This is a genomic window from Angelakisella massiliensis (assembly GCF_900104675.1).
GTDB classification, from domain to species: Bacteria; Bacillota; Clostridia; order Oscillospirales; family Ruminococcaceae; genus Angelakisella; species Angelakisella massiliensis.
Window position 1 is genome coordinate 828199 of record NZ_LT629944.1, and the last position, 21001, is coordinate 849199.

15 protein-coding genes, 1 tRNA gene and 2 pseudogenes are annotated in these 21001 nt (G+C 46.9%); 12 read left to right on the top strand and 6 right to left on the bottom strand.

Features of this window, described 5'->3' with window-relative positions; all coding sequences use genetic code 11:
• Nucleotides 1-1326: 1326 nt before the first annotated feature.
• The 3 genes from ruvB to ruvC all read right to left on the bottom strand — a co-directional run bounded on the left by ruvB (nt 1327) and on the right by ruvC (nt 3636).
• On the bottom strand, nt 1327-2364 hold the full coding sequence (gene ruvB, locus BQ5383_RS04480) for a Holliday junction branch migration DNA helicase RuvB (protein WP_071429996.1): 1038 nt from the start codon (nt 2362-2364) through the stop codon (nt 1327-1329).
• Between the two features lie 150 nt (nt 2365-2514).
• Nucleotides 2515-3126 carry a Holliday junction branch migration protein RuvA gene (ruvA, locus tag BQ5383_RS04485; protein WP_071429604.1) on the bottom strand — a complete coding sequence of 204 codons (612 nt, stop codon included), beginning with the start codon at nt 3124-3126 and terminating at the stop codon, nt 2515-2517.
• Nucleotides 3127-3132: 6 nt separating this feature from the next.
• The gene (ruvC, locus tag BQ5383_RS04490) at nt 3133-3636 is read right to left on the bottom strand and encodes a crossover junction endodeoxyribonuclease RuvC (protein ID WP_071429606.1); all 504 of its coding nucleotides are present in this window, start codon (nt 3634-3636) and stop codon (nt 3133-3135) included.
• Nucleotides 3637-3834: 198 nt separating this feature from the next.
• On the opposite strand from ruvC, the gene BQ5383_RS04495 reads away from it, so the two are divergent.
• Nucleotides 3835-3910 (top strand) — tRNA-Val (locus BQ5383_RS04495).
• 293 nt (nt 3911-4203) lie between these two features.
• Here the strand turns inward: BQ5383_RS04495 and BQ5383_RS04505 are convergent.
• Both BQ5383_RS04505 and BQ5383_RS04510 read right to left on the bottom strand, forming a co-directional pair.
• Nucleotides 4204-4446, bottom strand: a pseudogene (locus BQ5383_RS04505) (thioredoxin family protein); the annotation flags it as partial.
• 217 nt (nt 4447-4663) lie between these two features.
• A complete protein-coding gene (locus BQ5383_RS04510) occupies nt 4664-4981 on the bottom strand; it encodes an ArsR/SmtB family transcription factor (RefSeq protein WP_071429998.1) in 318 nt (105 codons plus the stop codon).
• 380 nt (nt 4982-5361) lie between these two features.
• Between BQ5383_RS04510 and BQ5383_RS19960 the strand changes: the two genes are divergently transcribed.
• The 11 genes and pseudogenes from BQ5383_RS19960 (at nt 5362) to BQ5383_RS04560 (ending at nt 19761) form a co-directional block, all read left to right on the top strand.
• On the top strand, nt 5362-5517 hold the full coding sequence (locus tag BQ5383_RS19960; RefSeq protein WP_338061407.1) for a helix-turn-helix transcriptional regulator: 156 nt from the start codon (nt 5362-5364) through the stop codon (nt 5515-5517).
• Between the two features lie 65 nt (nt 5518-5582).
• Nucleotides 5583-5822: a DUF6061 family protein gene (locus tag BQ5383_RS04515; protein ID WP_071429612.1), complete on the top strand. Its 240-nt coding sequence runs from the start codon at nt 5583-5585 to the stop codon at nt 5820-5822.
• A gap of 194 nt (nt 5823-6016) precedes the next feature.
• Nucleotides 6017-6244 (top strand): helix-turn-helix domain-containing protein, encoded by a 228-nt coding sequence (locus BQ5383_RS04520; RefSeq protein WP_071429614.1) that lies wholly within the window; start codon nt 6017-6019, stop codon nt 6242-6244.
• Nucleotides 6245-6781: 537 nt separating this feature from the next.
• A complete protein-coding gene (locus BQ5383_RS04525) occupies nt 6782-9604 on the top strand; it encodes a helicase-related protein (RefSeq protein ID WP_338061408.1) in 2823 nt (940 codons plus the stop codon).
• Between the two features lie 12 nt (nt 9605-9616).
• A pseudogene (locus tag BQ5383_RS04530) lies at nt 9617-10282 on the top strand (DUF4391 domain-containing protein).
• Entirely contained in the window at nt 10283-12112 is a 1830-nt protein-coding gene (locus BQ5383_RS04535; RefSeq protein ID WP_071429618.1) for a hypothetical protein, read from the top strand. It begins immediately after the preceding pseudogene.
• A gap of 203 nt (nt 12113-12315) precedes the next feature.
• Entirely contained in the window at nt 12316-13197 is an 882-nt protein-coding gene (locus BQ5383_RS04540) for a DUF4145 domain-containing protein (RefSeq protein ID WP_071429620.1), read from the top strand.
• 21 nt (nt 13198-13218) lie between these two features.
• Nucleotides 13219-14187, top strand: a complete 969-nt coding sequence (locus BQ5383_RS04545) for a hypothetical protein (protein ID WP_071429622.1) — start codon at nt 13219-13221, stop codon at nt 14185-14187.
• A complete protein-coding gene (locus tag BQ5383_RS04550; protein ID WP_071429624.1) occupies nt 14187-16145 on the top strand; it encodes a site-specific DNA-methyltransferase in 1959 nt (652 codons plus the stop codon). The genes BQ5383_RS04545 and BQ5383_RS04550 overlap by 1 nt, the downstream gene beginning before the upstream one ends.
• Nucleotides 16145-16708, top strand: coding sequence for a HEPN domain-containing protein (locus BQ5383_RS04555; RefSeq protein WP_071429625.1), 564 nt, complete (start codon nt 16145-16147; stop codon nt 16706-16708). The genes BQ5383_RS04550 and BQ5383_RS04555 overlap by 1 nt, the downstream gene beginning before the upstream one ends.
• A complete protein-coding gene (locus tag BQ5383_RS04560) occupies nt 16705-19761 on the top strand; it encodes a type III restriction-modification system endonuclease (protein ID WP_071429627.1) in 3057 nt (1018 codons plus the stop codon). Before BQ5383_RS04555 ends, BQ5383_RS04560 begins: the two co-directional genes overlap by 4 nt.
• Before the next feature lie 25 nt (nt 19762-19786).
• Here BQ5383_RS04560 and BQ5383_RS04565 read toward each other — a convergent pair whose 3' ends face one another.
• Nucleotides 19787-20977 carry a hypothetical protein gene (locus tag BQ5383_RS04565; protein WP_071429628.1) on the bottom strand — a complete coding sequence of 397 codons (1191 nt, stop codon included), beginning with the start codon at nt 20975-20977 and terminating at the stop codon, nt 19787-19789.
• Between the last annotated feature and the right edge of the window lie 24 nt (nt 20978-21001).

Genomic DNA, 21001 nt, shown 5'->3' on the forward strand with positions numbered 1-21001 from the left:
CTGGTACGCTCGGAAAATCGCTTCAAGTCGCCCCTCCGCTCCGACGCGGGGACAAAGTTCATTTCGTTCCGGTCCTCTAAGCGAGGACCATCCACTCCATTTCCTTGCCCCCGCTTCTCCGAAAAAAGTCCCGCTTGCTTCGCCTGCTCGGTTGGTAAACGCCCTCACAACGGCTCCACTGCGCTAGCAACTTTTTTCGGTATGCTAAGGTAGTTTTAGTTGCCGCCTGACACACGGGGGCGGCATTCCCTCGCTCCGACCCACAGCAGGAAGTACAGATACCGCCGCCTTGCTAATACCGGAATTCCGCTGCCGCCCTCGCAGACGCAAAGTCCGCTATGCTCCGGTCCCCTGTACGGGGACCATCCGCCCGCTCCCTTGCGTCTGCTCCTCCGGAAAAAGTCACGCTTGCTCCGGCTGCTCGGTTGTAAACGCCCTCCCGACGCCTCCGCTGCGCTAGCAACTTTTTCCGGGCGACGGTGTTTTTATTTGATGCGGAACCGGTATTCCGTTGCGCGGATAAGGTAGAATTCAAATCCGCCACGGGCGGATAGGGCTTGAGACAAAAGTGAGCGGACAGGACTTCTCCTCTGCAAAACTCCAGTTTCGTTCTTTTATGGGCGGCGGATAAACCGCCGCCAGCGGGTCTCCCCCAGCTTTTCAGAAAACTACGGGGTTTGTAAGCTGAAATGAGATGATAAGTCCCTTTTCCTGCAAACCGACAGTTTCGCTCTCTTTTGGGGGCGGCGCAGCTTAGCTGCGCCGCCTTTAAGCCGCACATTTGCGGTACTACCAAAATTCCCTCTTGAATTTTAATGGCCTTCGCCCGAAAAAAGTTGCTAGCGACCAGACGGCGTCAATAAGGCGCGCTTGCAAGCCTTTAGCTGGACGGGAGCGGGACTTTTTTCGGAGGAGCGGGGGCAAGGAAATGGAGTGGATGGTCCCCCCACAGGGGACCGTAACGGAATGGACTTTGCCCCCGCGAGCAGCGAGTGGATTGTCTGGCTTTACCCAGACAACCGGCGAGCGGGCGGTTTTGGCGATACTCTGATAGAAACACAAACCAGCCTTTCAGCCCGTTCCCCTTAACACTGAAAAGTACCAACAAAAACTGTGGCCGGCACTTTCTCTGACTAACCAGATCGTGATCGCCTCAACTATGGGTTTCCAAAGGGACGAGTCCCTTTGGGCGCATCCCCTTCCCGTATCCCTTTCGCATCCCTCGTATTCCTCCTGCACAAACCTTCGTCCTTGCTATTCCAGCGGCAAAATCAGCTGATTTTACCCCAATCTATGCTTTTTCTTATGGAAAGGTGCGCCGTTATTTTAAAAGGTCAGCTGGCTGGATGCCACGCCGCTGCCTGCTGCCGGGGTCAGGCCCAGGTGCTCATAAGCTTTGAGGGTGACGCACCGTCCGCGGCTGGTCCGGCTGAGGAAGCCTTCCTGCATCAGGTAGGGCTCATAGACATCCTCAATGGTGACGCTTTCCTCCCCCACTGCTGCCGCCAAGGTATCCAACCCTACCGGGCCGCCGTTGTAGGCCTTGATGATGGTGGTAAGAATCCGCCGATCGATGTTGTCCAGGCCCATAAAGTCCACTTCCAGCCGCTCCAGGGCTTCTCCGGCAATCTCCGCCGTAATGGCCCCGTCTCCCATCACCTGGGCGAAATCCCGCACCCGCTTGAGAAACCGGTTGGCGATACGGGGGGTGCCCCGGCTGCGGCGGGCCAGCTCCAGAGCGCCGTCCGGCTCACAGGGGATACCCAGAATACCGGCGCTGCGGGTAATGATACGGGCCAGCTCCGCCGTGGAATAGAGCTCCAGGCGGAAGATGACGCCGAAGCGGTCCCGGAGGGGACCGGTCAGCTGTCCTGCCCGGGTGGTGGCTCCCACCAGGGTGAACTTGGGCAGGTCGATACGGATGGACCGGGCGGAAGGGCCCTTGCCGATAATGATATCCAGGGCAAAGTCCTCCATGGCCGGGTAGAGGACCTCCTCCACCGAGCGGTTGAGGCGGTGGATCTCATCAATAAAGAGGATGTCGTTTTCCTCCAGGTTGGTCAGCAACGCCGCCAGATCTCCCGGCTTCTCAATGGCCGGGCCGGATGTGATGCGGATGTTGACCCCCATCTCCCCGGCAATGATCCCTGCCAGGGTGGTTTTGCCCAGGCCGGGAGGCCCATAGAGGAGCACATGGTCCAGAGGCTCCCCCCGCATTCGGGCCGCTTCGATAAAAACCCGGAGATTTTCCTTGGCCTTCTCCTGACCGATATACTCTGCCAGGGTCTTGGGCCGGAGGGTGTTCTCCACCTCGCTGTCATCCCGGGTGTAATCCGGGGCCACGATGCGGTTTTCCAGGTCCATATCCTTTTCATGATCGAAAATATTTACCACAGCTTTTCCCCCTGCCCCTTCAGAGACTTTTTCTCAAACAAATCATGGCATCTGCTGCAAAAATTTCTTTCCATGTGCGGAACTGAAAGGCAAAAAAACAGCATACTTATTTGAAGCAGCTCACAGATTTCTGGACAGCTTTTTCAGCGCCGCCTTGATCAGCTCGTCCGCCGGCAGCGACCGGTCCAGACGTGCCACCACCGCCGCGGCGTCAGTCTGGCTGTAGCCCAGCGTCACCAGGGCGCCAATGGCTTCTCCCTGGGCGGAAAGCTCCCCATCCGCGTTCTCAGTCAGGTTGAATACAGCTCCTGTCAACCCCTTGGCCGCATCGTCGCTGCCCACCTTGTCCTTCAGCTCCAGGATGATCCGCTGCGCGATTTTGGGACCCACGCCCGGGACCTTCAGGGCCTTGACATCCCCCGCCGCGATGCTCAGCAGCAGCCGCTGGGGTGTGGTGCCGGAAAGAATGGATACCGCCACCTTGGGACCCACCCCGGAAACAGTGATGAGCATCCGAAAGCACCTCAGCTCCTCCTCAGTGGCAAATCCGTACAGCTCCAGCACATCCTCCCGCAGATACAGATGGGTCAGCAGTGTCACCTGGCTGCCCCGGGGCGGCAGACTGGCCAGCGTATTGGTAGTGGAGGTGCATTTATAGCCCACCCCTCCGGCTTCCACCACAGCGTAGCCCGGCTCCACCACCAGCAGCTTTCCCGTTACACTATAGATCATGGTTTCTCACCTCAGCAAATCGAGTTTCCGGGTCAGATTGGAGGACCCGGTGTGTCCGTGACAGATGGCCACCGCCAGGGCATCGGCGGTATCGTCAGGACGGGGGACCGCCTTCAGGCCCAGCAGCCGGCGGGTCATCTCCATCACCTGGGCCTTTTCCGCCTTGCCGTAGCCCACCACCGCCTGCTTGACCTGCATGGGGGTATACTGAAAGGTAGGCACACCTGCCTGACAGGCCGCCAGCAGAATCACACCCCTGGCCTGGGCCACATCAATACCGGTGGTCTTGTTGTTGGTAAAGAACAGCTGCTCCACCGCCATGGCCTCAGGCCGGGTCCGCTCCAGCAGTTCTGTCATATCGTCATAGATCATCTTCAGCCGCTGGGTGAATTCCATCCCCGCCGGGGTAGTGATTGCCCCGTACTCCACTGTGCGGAAGCGGCTGGAAGCATAGTCCAGCGCCCCATAGCCCACAATGGCATAGCCGGGATCGATGCCTAAAATACGCACGTTTTCCGTTCCTCCAGAATCACAGAGTGATACAGTTTATATTATATCATGTTTGGTATATTGGCACAAGAACCAATGGGGCGTTTATGGAATTTTAACAACTTCTGTCAAAAAGCAAAAAAACACTTGATTTTTGGTTTTTCCTTGTGTATAATATAGCTTGTTCTCGGGCAAAAATGTCTTCGAGAGACAGAATATGGACGTTTAGCTCAGCTGGTAGAGCTTCCGCTTGACGTGCGGAAGGTCGGGGATTCGAGTTCCTCAACGTCCACCAAGGAAGAAATCCCTGCAATAGCGGGGGTTTCTTTTTTTGCTTTTTGGCGGGCAGCACTGCCTTTTATAAAAAAACAGCCGCTCTGTGGATCTTCTTTGGCAGGCTCTGCAGACCGGTGATTTTTTATACTTTTTGGAAATTTTGGACCTGAACGCCGCCACCTGATTCTCTCCCGACAGACTGCCCCATGGCCCTTCCGGACAGGGGGCGGAGGCGCTTTTACAGTATCCCGCCTGTCGTTCTTTGGCTGTGGGGATGGGGCGCGTCAAGAGCAATCCCTGTACTTTTTTATTTCACTTCTCTCCTCTTGCCTTTCGAAGCAGCGCCACGGCCTCCTCCTTTTTCAGCACCCTGCCGCTGGACAATACCTTACCATCTACCACCAGCGCGGGGGTGCTCATCACACCATAAGCGGCGATCTGGGCAAAATCAGTCACATGATCTATCGCCGTATCCATGCCCAACTCCTCCAAAGCGGCCCGGACAGCCTCCTCCAGCCCATTGCATTTTGCGCAGCCGGAACCCAGCACCTTCACTCCTTTTCATTCATATCAAAAATTTTTGATGTTTTGTGCTTGAATAAACGCCGCCTTTGGGGACGGCGCTTTAGCTTTTGGAAAAACTTTATTTCAGAAGCTGTATCTATCTGAAGTCATAAAAGTCACAGCATACAACGGACTTTCAGCCCGCGCCCCACCCACAGAGGCGTCAAGCCCCAGGGCATCGCTGGTTTGGTAAGGAACCGGAGGGCATTTATGTTTCCTCATCATCTTCATGGCTGTGCTGTTCCGTGCAGGGAGTGGTCAGCTTCCGCAGCAGCTCCACCGCTCTTTCTCTTCCCGGGGCACTGAGGCGATAATGAGTCCACTTGCCCTCCTGACGGGCTGTTACCAGACCGGAATCACACAGGACCTTCATATGGTAGGAAAGCCCAGACTGGGTTAAGTCCATGGGTTCCAAAAGCATACAGGCGCACTTTTCCCCATCCCGCAGCTGCTCCAAAATCGCCAGGCGCTTGGGGTCACACAACGCTTTGAATACTCTGGCATCCCGCTGGTAGTCTCCCACCATTTTCACCTCACATCAAAAATTTTTGATGAATCTAATATATCCCCTTCTCCTTTTTTTGTCAAGTGCTGTGCCTGTACTTTTTTATCTGCCTTTACCGCAAAAATCCGCCACCCATGGGCGGAACATATCAGGCAAATGCCGCTGGAGGCACATCTTCTTTGAGCAAAACCACTTTACTTCTGACCCTGTTGGGAATGGCAAATCAAAATTTCATGGACAACTGCCCCTATCGCTCACCAGGTCCTCCATGACCTTTTTCCCTCTTTTTGACCTGGGAAAGGGGAAAATTCCTCTGTATCCCGTGGTGTAAAAGAATTTTGACGCCGTTTTATAGAAATGCAAAAGACCTTTGATAGACAAAAAGCGCACCGGGAAGTACAATGGAACCGGAAGGGGCGGTGGAAAGGATGGAGATCGGCGCCAAACTCAAAGGAGCGCGGATCAGCGCAAAACTGACACAGGAACAGGCGGCCCAGGCCCTGGGGGTCAGCCGCCAGACCATATCCAACTGGGAGAACGAAGTTTCACATAGTTAAGGATACCAAATCACAAACCCACGCTTACATTACTTCCAGAACATTAAATTTTGGAGGTACATCCCATGAAACAACTGATTTCCTGTGAGTTTAATATCGACACCGCCTGTGTAGAACTTTACTTCACTGATGAGAGTAGGATTTCTATTGACTGCACTGCCGTTGAGAATGAAGTGGCCGATAACCGCTTTCAGAGATCGGAATTGGATTGGTTGATTTATAATGACCCGATCGCTTATGCAGATCTTGTTCTCAATGGCGATCCCAAAAGATACCTCAAATCCGTAACGGAATACAAACAATAAAAAATCATAGGGTACAGGAGCACCAGTGCAACCACTTATCGTATGCACTGGTGCTTTACATTTGTAAAATGATCGCGTGATTTCAAAGGTAAAAGTAATGCGTTCGCATAATATTTCTCGCTTTTCACAGCAAGATATGCTATAATGAAATTGTAATTTCGCCACAATGTAGTTTAGAAGATGAGGTGCAAAAAATGGCAGTGTCCTATAAGAAGCTATTCAAGATTCTCATTGATCGGGATATGAAGAAAAAAGAGTTCCGCGATTTTGTCGGCATCAGCTACTCTACAATGAGCAAACTTGAAAAGGGTGAGAACACAACTGTTGAAGTGCTGGAAAAAATATGCCTCAAACTCGGATGCGGAATTGAAGATATTATGGAAATACTCCCAGACACCACTATTTCAAAAGGCGCAGAGTAACTTTCAGAAAAAGGGTATCCACAAAATATAAGTAGGGTTTAAAGCTGTTCCCTTCCTGAATATCATCAGTATAAGTTATCCGCTTCTTCTGAGTGGAATGTGATAATATGTGATGGAAAATCATGAGGTGTTACCGTGCAAATATTGGACAACATTAATAATACCATTAAAGATGATTTGCAGAAGGAAGTCAAAAAAGGAAGCAAAATATCGATTGCTGCTGCTTGCTTTTCCATCTATGCTTATCAAGAATTGAAGAAACAGCTTGAGGGCATAGAAAAGCTACATTTTATTTTTACATCGCCTACTTTCATTACCGAGAAAACCCCAAAAGCCAAAAGAGAGTTTTATATTCCCCGTTTATCTCGAGAGCGCAGCCTATATGGGACTGAGTTTGAGGTAAAACTGCGCAATGAACTTACTCAAAAAGCCATAGCTAAAGAATGTGCAGAATGGATTAGAAAAAAGGTTGTTTTCAAATCCAATATTACTCAAGAACAAATGATGGGGTTTATAACTGTGGATGAAAGCACTTATATGCCAATCAATGGATTCACCACAGTTGATTTGGGCTGTGAGCGCGGAAATAATGCTTATTATCCTGTACAAAAAACCGAGAGCTTTGAAAATGCAGACTACTTTCTGAAACTCTTTGACGATCTGTGGCACGATGACAAAAAACTTCAAGAAGTAACAGATATTGTAATTGAAAGTATCAGTACTGCCTATAAAGAAAATTCGCCAGATTTCATTTACTTTTTTACTCTCTACAATATTTTTAATGAGTTTTTGGAGGATATTTCTGACGATGAGCTGCCCAATGAGGCAACCGGATTCAAGGACAGTAAAATTTGGGGAATGCTTTATAACTTCCAGCGAGATGCTGTTCTTGCAATTATTAGTAAGCTTGAAAAATTCAACGGCTGTATTCTTGCAGACAGCGTAGGCTTGGGTAAAACCTTCACTGCGCTGGCCGTTATCAAATACTATGAGAACCGCAACAAATCCGTCCTGGTCCTCTGTCCCAAAAAACTGTCAGAGAACTGGAATACATATAAAGGCAACTATATCAACAATCCCATTGCCTCTGACCGGCTGCGCTACGATGTCCTTTACCACACAGACTTGTCCCGTGAACACGGCATTTCCAACGGGATTGAGCTTGACCGTCTAAACTGGGGCAACTACGACCTTGTGGTCATTGATGAGAGCCACAACTTCCGCAACGGCGGCGAGATCACCGGTGAGGATGCCAAGGAAAACCGTTATCTAAAACTGCTCAACAGAGTGATCCGTGCCGGAGTTCGGACAAAGGTGCTGATGCTCTCCGCAACGCCGGTCAACAACAAATTTATCGACCTGAAAAACCAACTTGCCCTTGCCTATGAGGGAGACGCTGCACAGATCAACGAAAAGCTTGACACCACCAAGAGCATTGACGAAATCTTCCGTCAGGCGCAAACCGCCTTCAATGCGTGGAGCAAGCTTCCCGCTGAGCAGCGCACCACGGACGCTCTGCTGAAAACACTGGACTTTGACTTCTTTGAGCTGCTGGACAGCGTAACGATTGCCCGTTCCAGAAAGCACATTGAAAAATATTATGATACCGCTGACATCGGCAATTTCCCAAGCCGGTTGCCGCCCATCTCGCTCCGGCCATGCCTGACCGACCTTGACGGGGCAATCAACTACAATGAAATCTATAATCTGCTGATGTCCCTGAGCCTGACCATCTACACACCGTCCAGCTACATCATGCCGTCCAAGATGGCAAAGTACATTGACCTCACCCACAACAAGGGAACGAGCCTGACACAAAAAGGCCGTGAGGAAGGCATACGGCGGCTCATGAGCATCAATTTGCTCAAGCGCCTGGAAAGCTCGGTGTACTCCTTCCGGCTGACGCTTGATCGCATCAAGGAGCTAATCAACGGTACCATCCAGACCATCAAGAACTACCGGTCTGGCGGCTGTATGCTTGACCTGACCGATATGTCCAATGCGCAGGACTTCGACTATGACGATCAGAACACCGACTTCTTCTCTGTCGGCAAGAAAGTCAAAATCGACCTTGCGGATATGGACTATGTATCATGGCAGCGGGAACTTGAAAAGGATGCCGACAATCTGGAACTGCTCTCCTTGATGATTGCAGACATCACGCCGGAGCATGACACCAAGCTGCAAACCCTCTTTGATACCATCCGCTCCAAGCAGAAGCATCCCATCAATCCGGGCAACCGTAAGCTGATCATCTTCACCGCATTCTCCGATACGGCAGACTACCTGTACGCCAATGTCAGTGCATTTGCGAAAAAAGAGTTCGGCCTTGAGACGGCGGAGATCACCGGCTCGGTGGATGGCCGTACAACGATACCCCGCCTGAGAGCGGATTTGAATACGGTTCTGACCTGTTTCTCCCCTCTATCAAAAGGCAGAGCCGTCCTCATGCCGGGAAGCACAGATGAACTGGACATTTTGATTGCCACCGACTGTATTTCTGAAGGTCAGAACTTGCAAGACTGCGATTATCTCATCAACTACGACATTCACTGGAACCCAGTGCGTATCATCCAGCGTTTCGGACGAATTGACCGTATCGGCAGTAAGAACAGCCAGATTCAACTTGTGAACTTCTGGCCGGATATGGACTTGGATGAATATATCAGTCTAAAGAGCCGCGTAGAGACCCGCATGAAAATATCGGTCATGACTTCTACCGGCGACGATGACTTAATCAACCCGGAGGAAAAAGGTGATCTGGAATACCGAAAAGCGCAGCTCAAGCGGCTACAAGAAGAGGTTGTGGACATTGAAGAGATGTCCAGCGGCATTTCCATCATGGACTTGGGACTGAACGAATTCCGGTTGGATTTGCTGGAATATATGAAGAAGCACGATGATGTAGAAAAGGCTCCCAACGGAATGCACGCCGTCGTGCCAAAAGGCGAGGGTGCGCCCGCCGGTGTTGTTTTCGTCCTGCGAAACATCAACGACAGCGTGAATAAAGACAACCGGAACCGCATTCATCCGTTCTACATGGTCTACATCAGCGAGGATGGTGAGATTGTCTGCGACTACCTCAACCCGAAAAAGATGCTGGACACCATCCGACTGCTCTGCAAGGGCAAGGACAAGCCTTGCGTGGAGCTGTGCAGGCGTTTCAATGAAGAAACCGAAGATGGCCGTAGGATGGGCGAGGTATCAGAGCTTCTGAGCGATGCCATCAACTCCATTATTGATGCAAAAGAAGAGAACGACATTGACAGCCTGTTCAAGAGCGGCGGCACGACGGCCTTGATGTCCGCTGTTTCCGGGCTGGATGACTTTGAGCTGATCTGCTTCCTTGTCGTGAAGTAAGGAGGGATTGCCATGCTGGGTCTACCCGAAAGAACAGAATTTAATAAGCGCATCCCTAAACAAAAGTTTTATGAGAACATAGACATCCCTCACACGCTCAAGCGAGTGTTTGTAGATCAGATCCGTATCATCTATTGGCGCAACAAGCTGGCAGCGACCACCATGAACATTGCAGCTGGGGAGGAAGTCACGGAGATCGAAGTGTTTGAGGTCAGGGTGCAGGAGCCGCAGTTTGACGAGGCCGTCCTGCGGCAGATTGACAAAGAGATTCCCTATCACATTCTTTTTCTGCTCACCTGTGACAGAAAAGAACAAGCGTGGATTGGCTACAAGGAGGCCGCTGCTTCCGGCAGCAACGTCTTCAAAGTCAGCCGGTATTATCACACCGACTAGGTACCGGAGGGAAGCCTCAACTTCTCCATCGACGGTCTGAACATGGATGCCGTCTATGCTAACCTTGTGCGGCAGATCGCTGGGGATTCCCTCTCTTCTACACAGGGGGAAACGCTTCAAGAATCTGTGGCACGGGATGAAGCAAAGCAGGAACTTCTAAAAAAGATCGCTTCTCTCGAAATGAAAATCCGCAAAGAAAAACAACTAAACCGAAAAATGGAATTAAACGCAGAGCTGAAAAAGATTCGCAAAAAAATGGAGAGCCTTTTAGGGGGCGGTGAGTAAGTGAAAAACACGAAACGCATAGAGGAATCTGCGACAACCGCTTTGAAATCAGCATTATTAAAGTGTCCCATATTGGATGCTTACATTGATTCAAATGACAAGACGCCTTCTTGGGATGGAACGGTTTTTGTTTACAAATCGGAGGATCAAAAGAAAGAAAACATCAAAGGGCGTGTTCCAATTCAGGTGAAAGGGACAGAAAAGATTTTTGTCTCGGATGTTGCGACATTTTCATGCAGCACAGTGGATTTGAGAAACTATTATCATGATGGCGGCTGTATTTTTTTCTTAGTAAGCGTAGTACCTGCAACAGGAGAACATAAGATTTTCTATGCGAGCTTACTTGTTGTGGATCTTGATAAAATCCTGAAAAGTGCAAAAGCACAGGGAACCTATTCCATTCGACTAAAATTATTTCCTGAAAATGATCCGAAGGAAATGGCGCATATTTTCTTGTCTTTCACCAGCAATGCTCACAAACAATCGAGTTTTATAGGGAAAGACTTGCTTTCAATAGAGGAACTTGAACGCAGAGGAACAAAAATTGAAAGCTTGACTTTCAACGCTTCTGGGATCGGTTTGAAAGAGGAAGATTTGCCGAGCTTTATGTCCGCGCACGATTTCTATTTGTATGCAAAACCAGAAGGACTTGATATTGAAATTCCCATTGATAGGATAACGGATGCAATCGTTTCGAAACCTGTTGATGGGGATATAAAAGTCAAAGAACAGATTTATTATAATTCCTATGCAGTCCAATATTTTAAGGGCGAGCCGACGATAAGAATTGGTAGAGGGCTAAGTTTAGTTCTAAATCAGGAGCAGAAAAAGTCTTCTATAAGCTTCAAACCCAGTGGTACGCTTTCCGAATTTATAAAGGACGCTTCCCTTTTTTTGGATGTTCTTGAAAGCCGGGAAATCAGCATCAATGGTGCAAAAATCACTTTTAATGATCCAATTACAGTAGATGTTGCATCGCGCAAAAGCAGCTTAGCCTATTATAAGGATGTAAAAAAGATGCTTGAATTGCTCGGAGTAACCGAAGAATTGCAGATTGACTCTATTTCTCCTCAAGACGAATCTAACCTTAAAAACTTTGTTGGAGCTGTATTATACAATCGAAAAATCGGTTTCCGAAACATGACGGAAAAAACTTTTTACGGTCCGTTCAAAATTGCTAATCTTGTAATCTGGATATGGGCTGAGCGAAATCAAGAAGGGCAATATTCCGTCCAGAACTTCTTTTCCCCGCGCCATATCGCAATGTTTACATTAGATGACATGAAACACAAGAATCCGATTCCTGCATCTCAATTTCTTTTCCTTGATAAAAGTGCGTTCATCCACACATCAAACATAAACTATGAACTGATGTACCAAGATATAATCCAAAAAGAACTAAAACCTGAGATGGCGGATCGTTATGTTTTCTGGCTTTTGGATATATTAAGCGCCTATGATGAACAAAAGCAGAAAGACCCCCTGCTTTTAGGATTTGCTGAGAAAATATGCGAATGGCTTCAAGCGCAAGGGCTTACTGATGGAAACATTATGCTGCTCAATAAATTGCAAATCGTAAAGCGGCGGCGCAAGTTAAACCCATCGGAAATTGTTGAGTTGGCTAAACTTACTGTTCCAGATTGTCCTCCAAACATTCGCTGCGGTGCATATTTATTACTGGATGATAAAGTAGCTGCGCAGAGAACTTTTAATGAAATGGATGAGGAAATTCAAAAAGCATTTCTCACATACCCGATTTGCTTTTTTGGGAATCTCCAAATTGCGGAGTGCGATAAATTCAGCCATAAAGTGGAACTGGAACCAAGCTGATCTGACCAAGTGTAATTTTTGATATGATAAGCCTAATTTGGCGGCGATATAAGCTGACCGAAAGCTCTTATGAATATTGCACTTGGTATATGGTGCAGAGATTGAAAAAAACATCTGCCAACTTAGTGTATCCAAAATTAGTTTTATCTTTATTATGTGAAATCCTCCCCAAAAAAGATTAAGAAAGGGGACGCTAAACAAAAATGCTACTAAGTAAAAAGACTCTGGAAATATTGCGAAGTATAATAAATGGCGATGGAACAGATCATTACCGATCAGGCCCCAAACTTGTCAGCTTTTTTAATCAGCTTGGCTTTAATGATGCCTATGGACAAGGCTTCCCTTCACGATGGGCATATACTGATGATCGTCTTCAAAGGATCAATGGAACTCCTGAGTTAGATAAATGTATTAAGATGACATTTGCCGTTATTGATTTTGTCGGTGAGATAGATACGCTGGATCAGCTAATTGCGCAGTTCAATCAATATATGGCTTTTGATAAATGGCAAGTTATCAGAGATAATGAAATCATATCTTTCAAACGACTTGATAAGATTGTCATATCAAAATCTCAAAGAGAATCCTCGGAAATACAAGAAGAAGACTTCTTAAAGCAAACATTTGATGTTAATGTAGGAAAGTTGCAATTAGACGCTAACATTAGCGATATTGTTAAATATAGGCTTTGCGAAGTAGAAGCTTGTATCAAATCAGAGGCACCATTAGCAGCTATATTCATGATCGGGAGTATTTTAGAAGGTATTTTATTAGGAGTTGCAACTGCATATCCCAAACAATTTAATCAAGCAAAGTCTGCTCCCAGAGACAAAACAAGCGGGAAAGTTAGAGCTTTTCCAGAATGGACGCTAAATAACATGATAGATGTGGCAACAGAAATTGGCGTTTTAAAACAGGATGTTCAAAAGTTCAGTCATGTTGTACGCGATTTTAGAAACTATATTCATCCTTATCAACAGATGGCTACACAGTTTCTTCCTGATAAGCATACTGCCATAATATGCTTCCAAGTATTAAAAGCGGCTATATACCAGATTGGTACATATCGTTATGAAAATCGATAATGATGAAATGTAGGTGAGGAAATGAATCTTAAATTTACGGCAAAGATGGAGCCTGAATGCAAAGATTTTCTAAAAATAAGAGATGCATCAAGCGATTACATGACAATAGATACTTTTATACAAAGGCACCCTGACATATCTGAAAAAGAACTAAATGAATGCTATATTAAATATCGTGGAAAGGAACAGACTTACAAAGAAAATACAGAAGAATACTGTGCTTTTTCCGAAAAGATGAAACTGATACACTACACACCTCCGATTATGGTTGTACAGCCGTTCATCAAACCATCCATTTATTTTATGCAGAAGGCTATTGAATGCTTGGGATTTGCGCGTTTTTTTACCATGAAAAGCGCCCTTCTTTTGGATACTGATTATAACATTCGATGGTCACAAGGCTATATTCCACAGTATCTATTTCGCTGTATTTATTTTGGAACTGCATCAACATGGTATTCTAATGCTTTTGATCATGTGCTACAAGCAGTTTATTGGGGGAAAGAACTGTATACATCTGTTGTAGACAGGGACGGAAATCCTTACGATGAAGGATGGGACACAAAGAAAACTCTGTCATTATGCACTTACGAGTTTGTGGTAGGAGAACTAAAAAATCGTAATGAAACAAAAGCAAGAAAACTACTTACATCTTGCTCAGCCAAAATTGAAGAGGTTCGTAAGTGGGCTAATTATATTAAGCACAAAGGCGGCATTGATTATAGCTACCTTGAAGCTGAAAACCCGTTTAAATTCTATGTTATCCCTACGAGTTCCATTAGCTCAACAAGTATGAAAAATGGTGCGCAATACCAGCCACCTGATGAAAAATACGAAATAAAAGATTTCAAATCGCCAATAAAAATAGACATTGACGACAAGATGCAAGAACTTGTCAAAGCGTATGATGCAATCTTTGAGTGCATTGAAAAGATGATCGCCGAAATGGACTATGATCAGTACGCAATAAAAATTGGAGGAAACTCATAATGGATCATATGAAACTGGAAACGCCTGATTTAACGGCGCAAAATATCGAGAAGATCGGCGCACTGTTCCCCAACTGTGTTACAGAAACGGTGGACGAGAACGGCAAGCCGAAAAAAGCCATCAATTTTGATCTGCTGCGGCAAATGCTCTCTTCTGATGTGGTAGAGGGCGACGAAGCCTATGAGTTTACATGGGTAGGCAAGAAGGCTGCCATTGTGGAGGCTAACAAGCCCATCCGCAAGACGCTGCGCCCCTGTCCGGAAGAAAGCAAAGACTGGGATACTACCGAAAACCTCTATATCGAGGGCGACAATCTGGAAGTCCTCAAGCTCTTGCAGGAGAGTTATCTGGGCAAGGTTAAGATGATCTACATCGACCCTCCCTACAATACTGGCAAGGATACCTTTGTGTACTTTGATCAATTTGAGATGGATAAGGACGAATATAATGAGGGTATATCAAGATATGATGAAAATGGGAATCTGAATTTTTCTCAAAATCCAGAAACTAATGCTCGTTTTCATTCTGCGTGGTGCTCTATGATTTATCCATGCCTACTTCTCTCAAGGAATCTTCTTGCAAATGACGGTGTTATCTTTATCAGCATCGATAACCACGAAGTAGATAATATGCTCAAGATATGCGATGAAATTTTTGGCACCGCAAACAGAATTGCTTGTATTGTCAATGTTAATAATCCTAAAGGACGATCCGATGAAAAGAACATAGCCACAGCACATGAATACATTGTGGTTTATCAAAAAAACGAAGCAATATTGTCGGGGTTTGAGCCTGAAGAAAATGTCACCAGAAGATATAACAAAGTAGATAAAGAGGGTAATCGCTATCGTTATATTGATCTTAGGAAAACAGGTGATAGTGATCGGCGCGAAGATAGACCAAAAATGTTCTATTACTTCTACTTCAATCAGGCAACTGGCGAATTTTATCCCTCGTATGATGAGAGAACTCCTGATGGATGGATTAAAATTGTCCCTATGAAGGACGACGGGTCTTTTGGACGATGGAGAGTTGGCATTGAGACAGCCGAATCTCGAAAAGAACTTCTTGAACCTACATATATGTCCGTAAAAAAGAGATGGACAGTTATGGAGAGAGATTACCTGTCGGACGATCTCCGAGTGAAGGCGACAACTGCATGGACATTTAAAGATTTGAACAGCGAACGAGGCACAGAACAGTTCGTAGATTTGGGGTTTGATAAAAATATTTTTCCTCGGCCAAAACCCTTGGGTACGATTCTCAGGCCATTACTGCTATCCACTAAAAAAGGCGATGTTGTTCTGGACTTTTTCTCTGGTTCCTCTACTACTGCCCATGCAGTGATGCAGTTAAATGCTGAGGACGGGGGCAATCGTAGGTTCATCATGGTTCAGATTCCTGAGCCTTGCGATGAAAAGAGTGAAGCCTACAAAGCTGGATACCGGAACATCTGTGAAATCGGCAAAGAACGTATCCGGCGTGCTGGTGAGAAAATTAAGGCTGACAGCCCGCTGACCACGGCAGATTTGGATGTGGGTTTCCGTGTGTTCAAGCTGGCTGACAGCAACATGAAAGATGTCTATTATGCGGCAGATGAGCTTGACCAGCAAACTCTTGCAGATATGGTTTCCAATATTAAAGAAGATCGCACCGCCCTTGACCTGTTCTTCGGCTGTTTGCTGGATTGGGGGCTACCCCTTTCCATGCCTTACCACAGTGAGAAAATTGACGGCTGCACCGTCCATACCTATAACGATGGAGACCTGATCGCTTGCTTTGATAAAAACATCCCGGAAAGCGTGGTCAAGGAAATTGCCAAGCGTAAGCCGCTCCGTGCCGTGTTCCGCGACGCCGGTTTTGCTGACAGCCCTGCGAAAATCAATGTCTTTGAAATTTTCAAGCTCTATATGCCGGAAGATGCGGATGATATAACCAAGCGTGTGAAGGTGTTGTAATGCAGGCGGAATTTCTTGTTTTTCAGGCTAAATCATTTTATAATGCGTATCTTAATCTTGAAAGAATTGATATGCAATCTGGCGATTTCTTATTCACAGTTCCAATGCTTGTAAATGGGGCTTTTTCTATTGAACTGTGCTTAAAAGCAATTTTGACCCAAAATAGCATCAGCTATAAAAAAGAACACAATCTAATGGTTCTATTTAGGATGCTGCCTGAAGAATTTCAGTGTGAAGTCATTGGTTATTTAATAGAAAAAGCACCCGAGTACAAAGACATGGAGAAGTTCACAAAAGAATTTGTTCTTGTTTCAAATGCATTCGTTGATTGCAGATATGCTTTTGAAGGAGTTGTTCCATCCTTTGACTTTCGTTTTCTTGCTGCCTTGGCAAATGCTTCCATCAGAGGTTTACTTGCGCACTATGATGTCAAGCTTGTTGCAATGGAAGAGAAACCGATGACAGATGAGGAACTGGACAAAGTAATGGAAGATAACCGTCAACAATTTATTGAAAAGAATATCAGCTATATTGCAAAAAAGGAAAAGGGATCTCTGTCATGAAACTTCAATTCAAACATCAGAAGTTCCAAGCAGATGCAGCAAAAGCAGTTGTGGATGTCTTTGCCGGTCAGCCATACCTCACGCCAACCTATATGATGGACAGAGGTTCTGGTACATACCAGATTGGCATGGAAGAGGAACACGACTTTACCGGCTGGCGTAATGAGCGTATTGTGCCGGAGCTGTCTGATGCACTGATCTTGGAACATCTGAACAAAATACAAAGAGCCAATCAGATCGCGCCTTCTCCCAAATTGGAAGGTCGGTATAATCTGACGATCGAAATGGAAACCGGTGTGGGTAAAACATATACCTATATCAAGACCATGTTCGAGCTGAACAAGCACTACGGATGGAGCAAATTCATCGTGGTGGTTCCCTCTATTGCGATCCGGGAAGGTGTGTATAAGTCTTTTCAGGTGACGCAGGACCATTTTGCTGAGGAATACGGAAAGAAAATCCGCTTCTTCATTTATAACTCGGCTCAACTCACCGAAATTGACCGGTTTGCCTCCGACAGCTCCATCAATGTCATGATTATCAACTCACAGGCATTCAATGCAAAGGGCAAGGATGCCAGACGCATTTATATGAAGCTGGATGAGTTCCGTTCCCGTCGCCCCATTGACATTATTGCAAAAACCAATCCGATTCTCATCATAGACGAACCGCAGTCTGTGGAAGGTAAGCAGACAAAGGAGCGTCTGAAAGAGTTTAATCCCCTTCTTACCCTGCGCTACTCCGCCACCCACAAGACGGACAGTATTTACAACATGGTTTACCGGCTGGACGCAATGGAAGCATACAACAAGCGTCTGGTCAAGAAGATTGCCGTCAAGGGCATCACGGAGTCCGGCAGCACGGCAACTGACGGCTATGTGTACCTTGAAAGCATCAACCTGTCAAAAGCTGATCCTACTGCTACTATTCAATTTGACTTTAAGGGTGCTACGAGCATTCGCAAAAAGACAATGACGGTAGGGATTGGATTCAACCTCTATGATAATTCCAACGGCATGGAGGAATACAAAGACGGTTTTGTGGTCAAGTTCATCGACGGACGGGACAACCACATCGAGTTCCTGAATGGCATCAAAATCTATGCTGGTGATGTGATCGGCAGGATTAGTGAAGAACAGCTTCGCCGGATTCAAATCCGTGAAACCATTCTCTCCCACATTGAGCGGGAGCGCCAGCTATTCCATAAAGGCATTAAGGTGCTGAGTTTGTTCTTTATTGATGAGGTTGCCAAATATAAACAATATGACGCAGCAGGACAAGCCTACAATGGCATCTATGCGGATATGTTTGAGGAAGAATATGCGGATATTGTGGGGAATTTGCAGCTTTCCATTGGAGATGAGGCATACATAGCCTACCTCAACGCTATCGAGGCAAAGGATACCCATGCAGGATACTTTTCCGTCGATAAAAAGGGCAAGATGACCGACAGTAAGCTCTCCGACAAGAAGGAAAAGACTTCCGACGATATTGATGCTTACGACTTGATTATGAAAAACAAGGAATTGTTGCTTGACCGCAATCCAAAGCGTTCGCCGGTGCGTTTTATTTTTTCCCACTCTGCACTGCGAGAAGGCTGGGATAACCCCAATGTATTCCAGATTTGTACCCTGAAACAGAGCAGCAGCGATGTTCGCAAGCGTCAGGAGGTAGGCCGTGGCCTCCGTCTGTGTGTCAATCAGGACGGCGAGCGTATGGATGCTAATGTGCTGGGCAACGATGTCCACAATATCAATGTATTGACGGTCATTGCCAGCGAAAGTTATGATTCCTTTGCTAAGGGCCTCCAAAGCGAGCTGGCCGAGGCTGTTGCAAACCGGCCTGAAAAGGTCACTGCCGATCTTTTCAAAGACAAGGTCATCACTGATGCACGAGGCAACGAACAGGTCATCGATGGTGAGATGGCACAGGCTATTTACTTTGACATGGTGGTCAACGGCTATGTGGACAAGAAGGGCGCATTGACAGATAAATACTATGCTGACAAGGCCAACGGAGAAATCAAGGTGGCCGAGGAAGTAGCCGACTGCGCAGATGCTGTCATCAGGATTGTGGACTCTGTTTACGACAGCCGTTCCATGCAGCCTGAGAACGCCCGCGATAAGAATGTCGAACTGCGAGTTGACCCAGAAAAACTGGCTATGCCTGAGTTCAAGGCATTGTGGCAACGCATCAGCCCGAAATCTGTTTATGTAGTGGACTTTGATACAGATGAGCTTGTATGCAATGCGATTACTTCTCTTAACAGAAATCTTCATGTGCCGAAGATCTACTTCAAAGTTGAGACTGGCGCAATGGATGAAATAAAATCAAAAGAAGAACTCGCAAGCGGAAATGCTTTCGTGAAAAAGCAGTCTGCAACCTATGACAGCGGCAAACGAATCCATGCCAGCAGCAGTGTGAAATATGATCTTATCGGAAAGCTCGTGGAAGAAACAGGTTTGACCAGAAAAGCCGTAGTTGCTATTCTGACTGGCATTGAAAAGATCACTTTTAATCAGTTCAAAGACAATCCCGAAGAGTTTATCATTCGTGCTGCCGCCCTGATTAACGACGAGAAGGCAACTGCAATTATCCAGCATATCACTTATAATGTACTGGATGAGCGGTACACCACCGACATCTTCACCGAGCCGACCATCAAAGGTAAGCTGGATGTCAACGCCAGAAAAGCAACCCGCAGCCTGTTCGACCATATTGTTTATGATTCCACTAACGAGCGTGATTTCTCAAGTGAGCTGGATGCCAATAGCGATATAGCTGTTTATGTAAAATTGCCGGACAGTTTTTACATCTCTACGCCGGTGGGACACTACAATCCTGACTGGGCGATTGCATTCTATGAAGGAACTGTAAAACACATCTATTTTGTGGCTGAAACCAAAGGTTCGATGCGTTCCATGCAGTTGCGATTGATTGAAGAATCCAAAATTCACTGCGCCCGAGAACATTTCAAAGCCATTAGTGATAACAATGTGGTTTACGATGTTGTAGACAGCTATCAGACATTGCTTGAGAAAGTTATGCGATGAAAGATTGACATAAAAACATTGCATATCAGCAAGAAACAGCTAATATGCTTTCCTTTGTTTGATAATCGCCATCTTTCATAACAAGAGCAACTACTTTTGTGGCGAATACTTTGCTGATCGTCGTATCCCACTCTGCCAAGCGGATAATCTCCGCTGTTCCAGCCTCAAAATCAAACGAAATCTCACCCCATTCGCCGTCGTTGTCCACCTGGTAGAGGTAGACAGCGGCGGCGATTTTCTTTTTGTGTTTGGTCTGGGATTTGCGTTTCAGCCGGATCATGTGAAGCACACCGGCTTCTGTCAGCAGACAGGCTAAGTGTTCCACGGCTTTGCGGTAGGCCCGTTCTGCACCACTGGCCGTGCTGCCCTCAAAGAGGACTGCCAGTTCTTCAAAGGTCAACCGGGTGCTGGTGGGACTGACCCGTCCACAGGTCATACAGATGGCGTTTCTCTTTTCCAAGAGGGTCTGTTCCCGGTAATTCAGCTTTTCAAATGCCTCCCGGACAGTTTTAGCCTGGATGCCGTCCCATAGAATCTCCGTATAATCCCAGTGGTCATCCCGGCTGACATCCTCGCCGGTTTCTTCACTGTCCTCATCCTGAATGGTCTGATAAAACGGAACACGGCTTCGATTTTGTTTGGCCAATGCCAAAAACTTTGCTGCGGTTTCCTCGGTACAACCGTTTTTCTGGGCATATTTCTGGATTGCCGCCTGTTCAGACTGACCGGATTGATTGTAGAGCCATGCAATCCCTCGCACAGCCTTGTACTCATCCACATTTTCAAAGGAACCGGCCTCCTCCTGCATCCGACAGGTCAAAAGAGCATTCCCGATAAAATGATGGGCATAGGTCAGAAAATCCGCCCCTTGTGTTGGATTGTACTCCCGGAGACAATCCAGCATGGCAAGCACACAGCCCATTTTATAATCCAAAAAGCGTTCCGGGTCATAGCGATCCAGCCCCTCCCGCAACAGGAAACGGCGAACACGACTATTAAGCCGGTTTTCATAGTGGTGCAGGAAAAAGGAAAACCAGCGCAAATTACGGCTCTGCACAGCCTTAATGATATAATCATTCAGATTTTCATGGACAGGCGGTTCGGGGTCAAGCTGAAAGATGCGTTCCACTTCCCGCATGTTCAAGCCCTTGGGTTCCGTCAGAAAGCTGTATTTGGCACAGTAGCCGGACAGCTCCCATGTCCACGCTGTATCCATTTTCCCTCACCACCTTTCGGATGT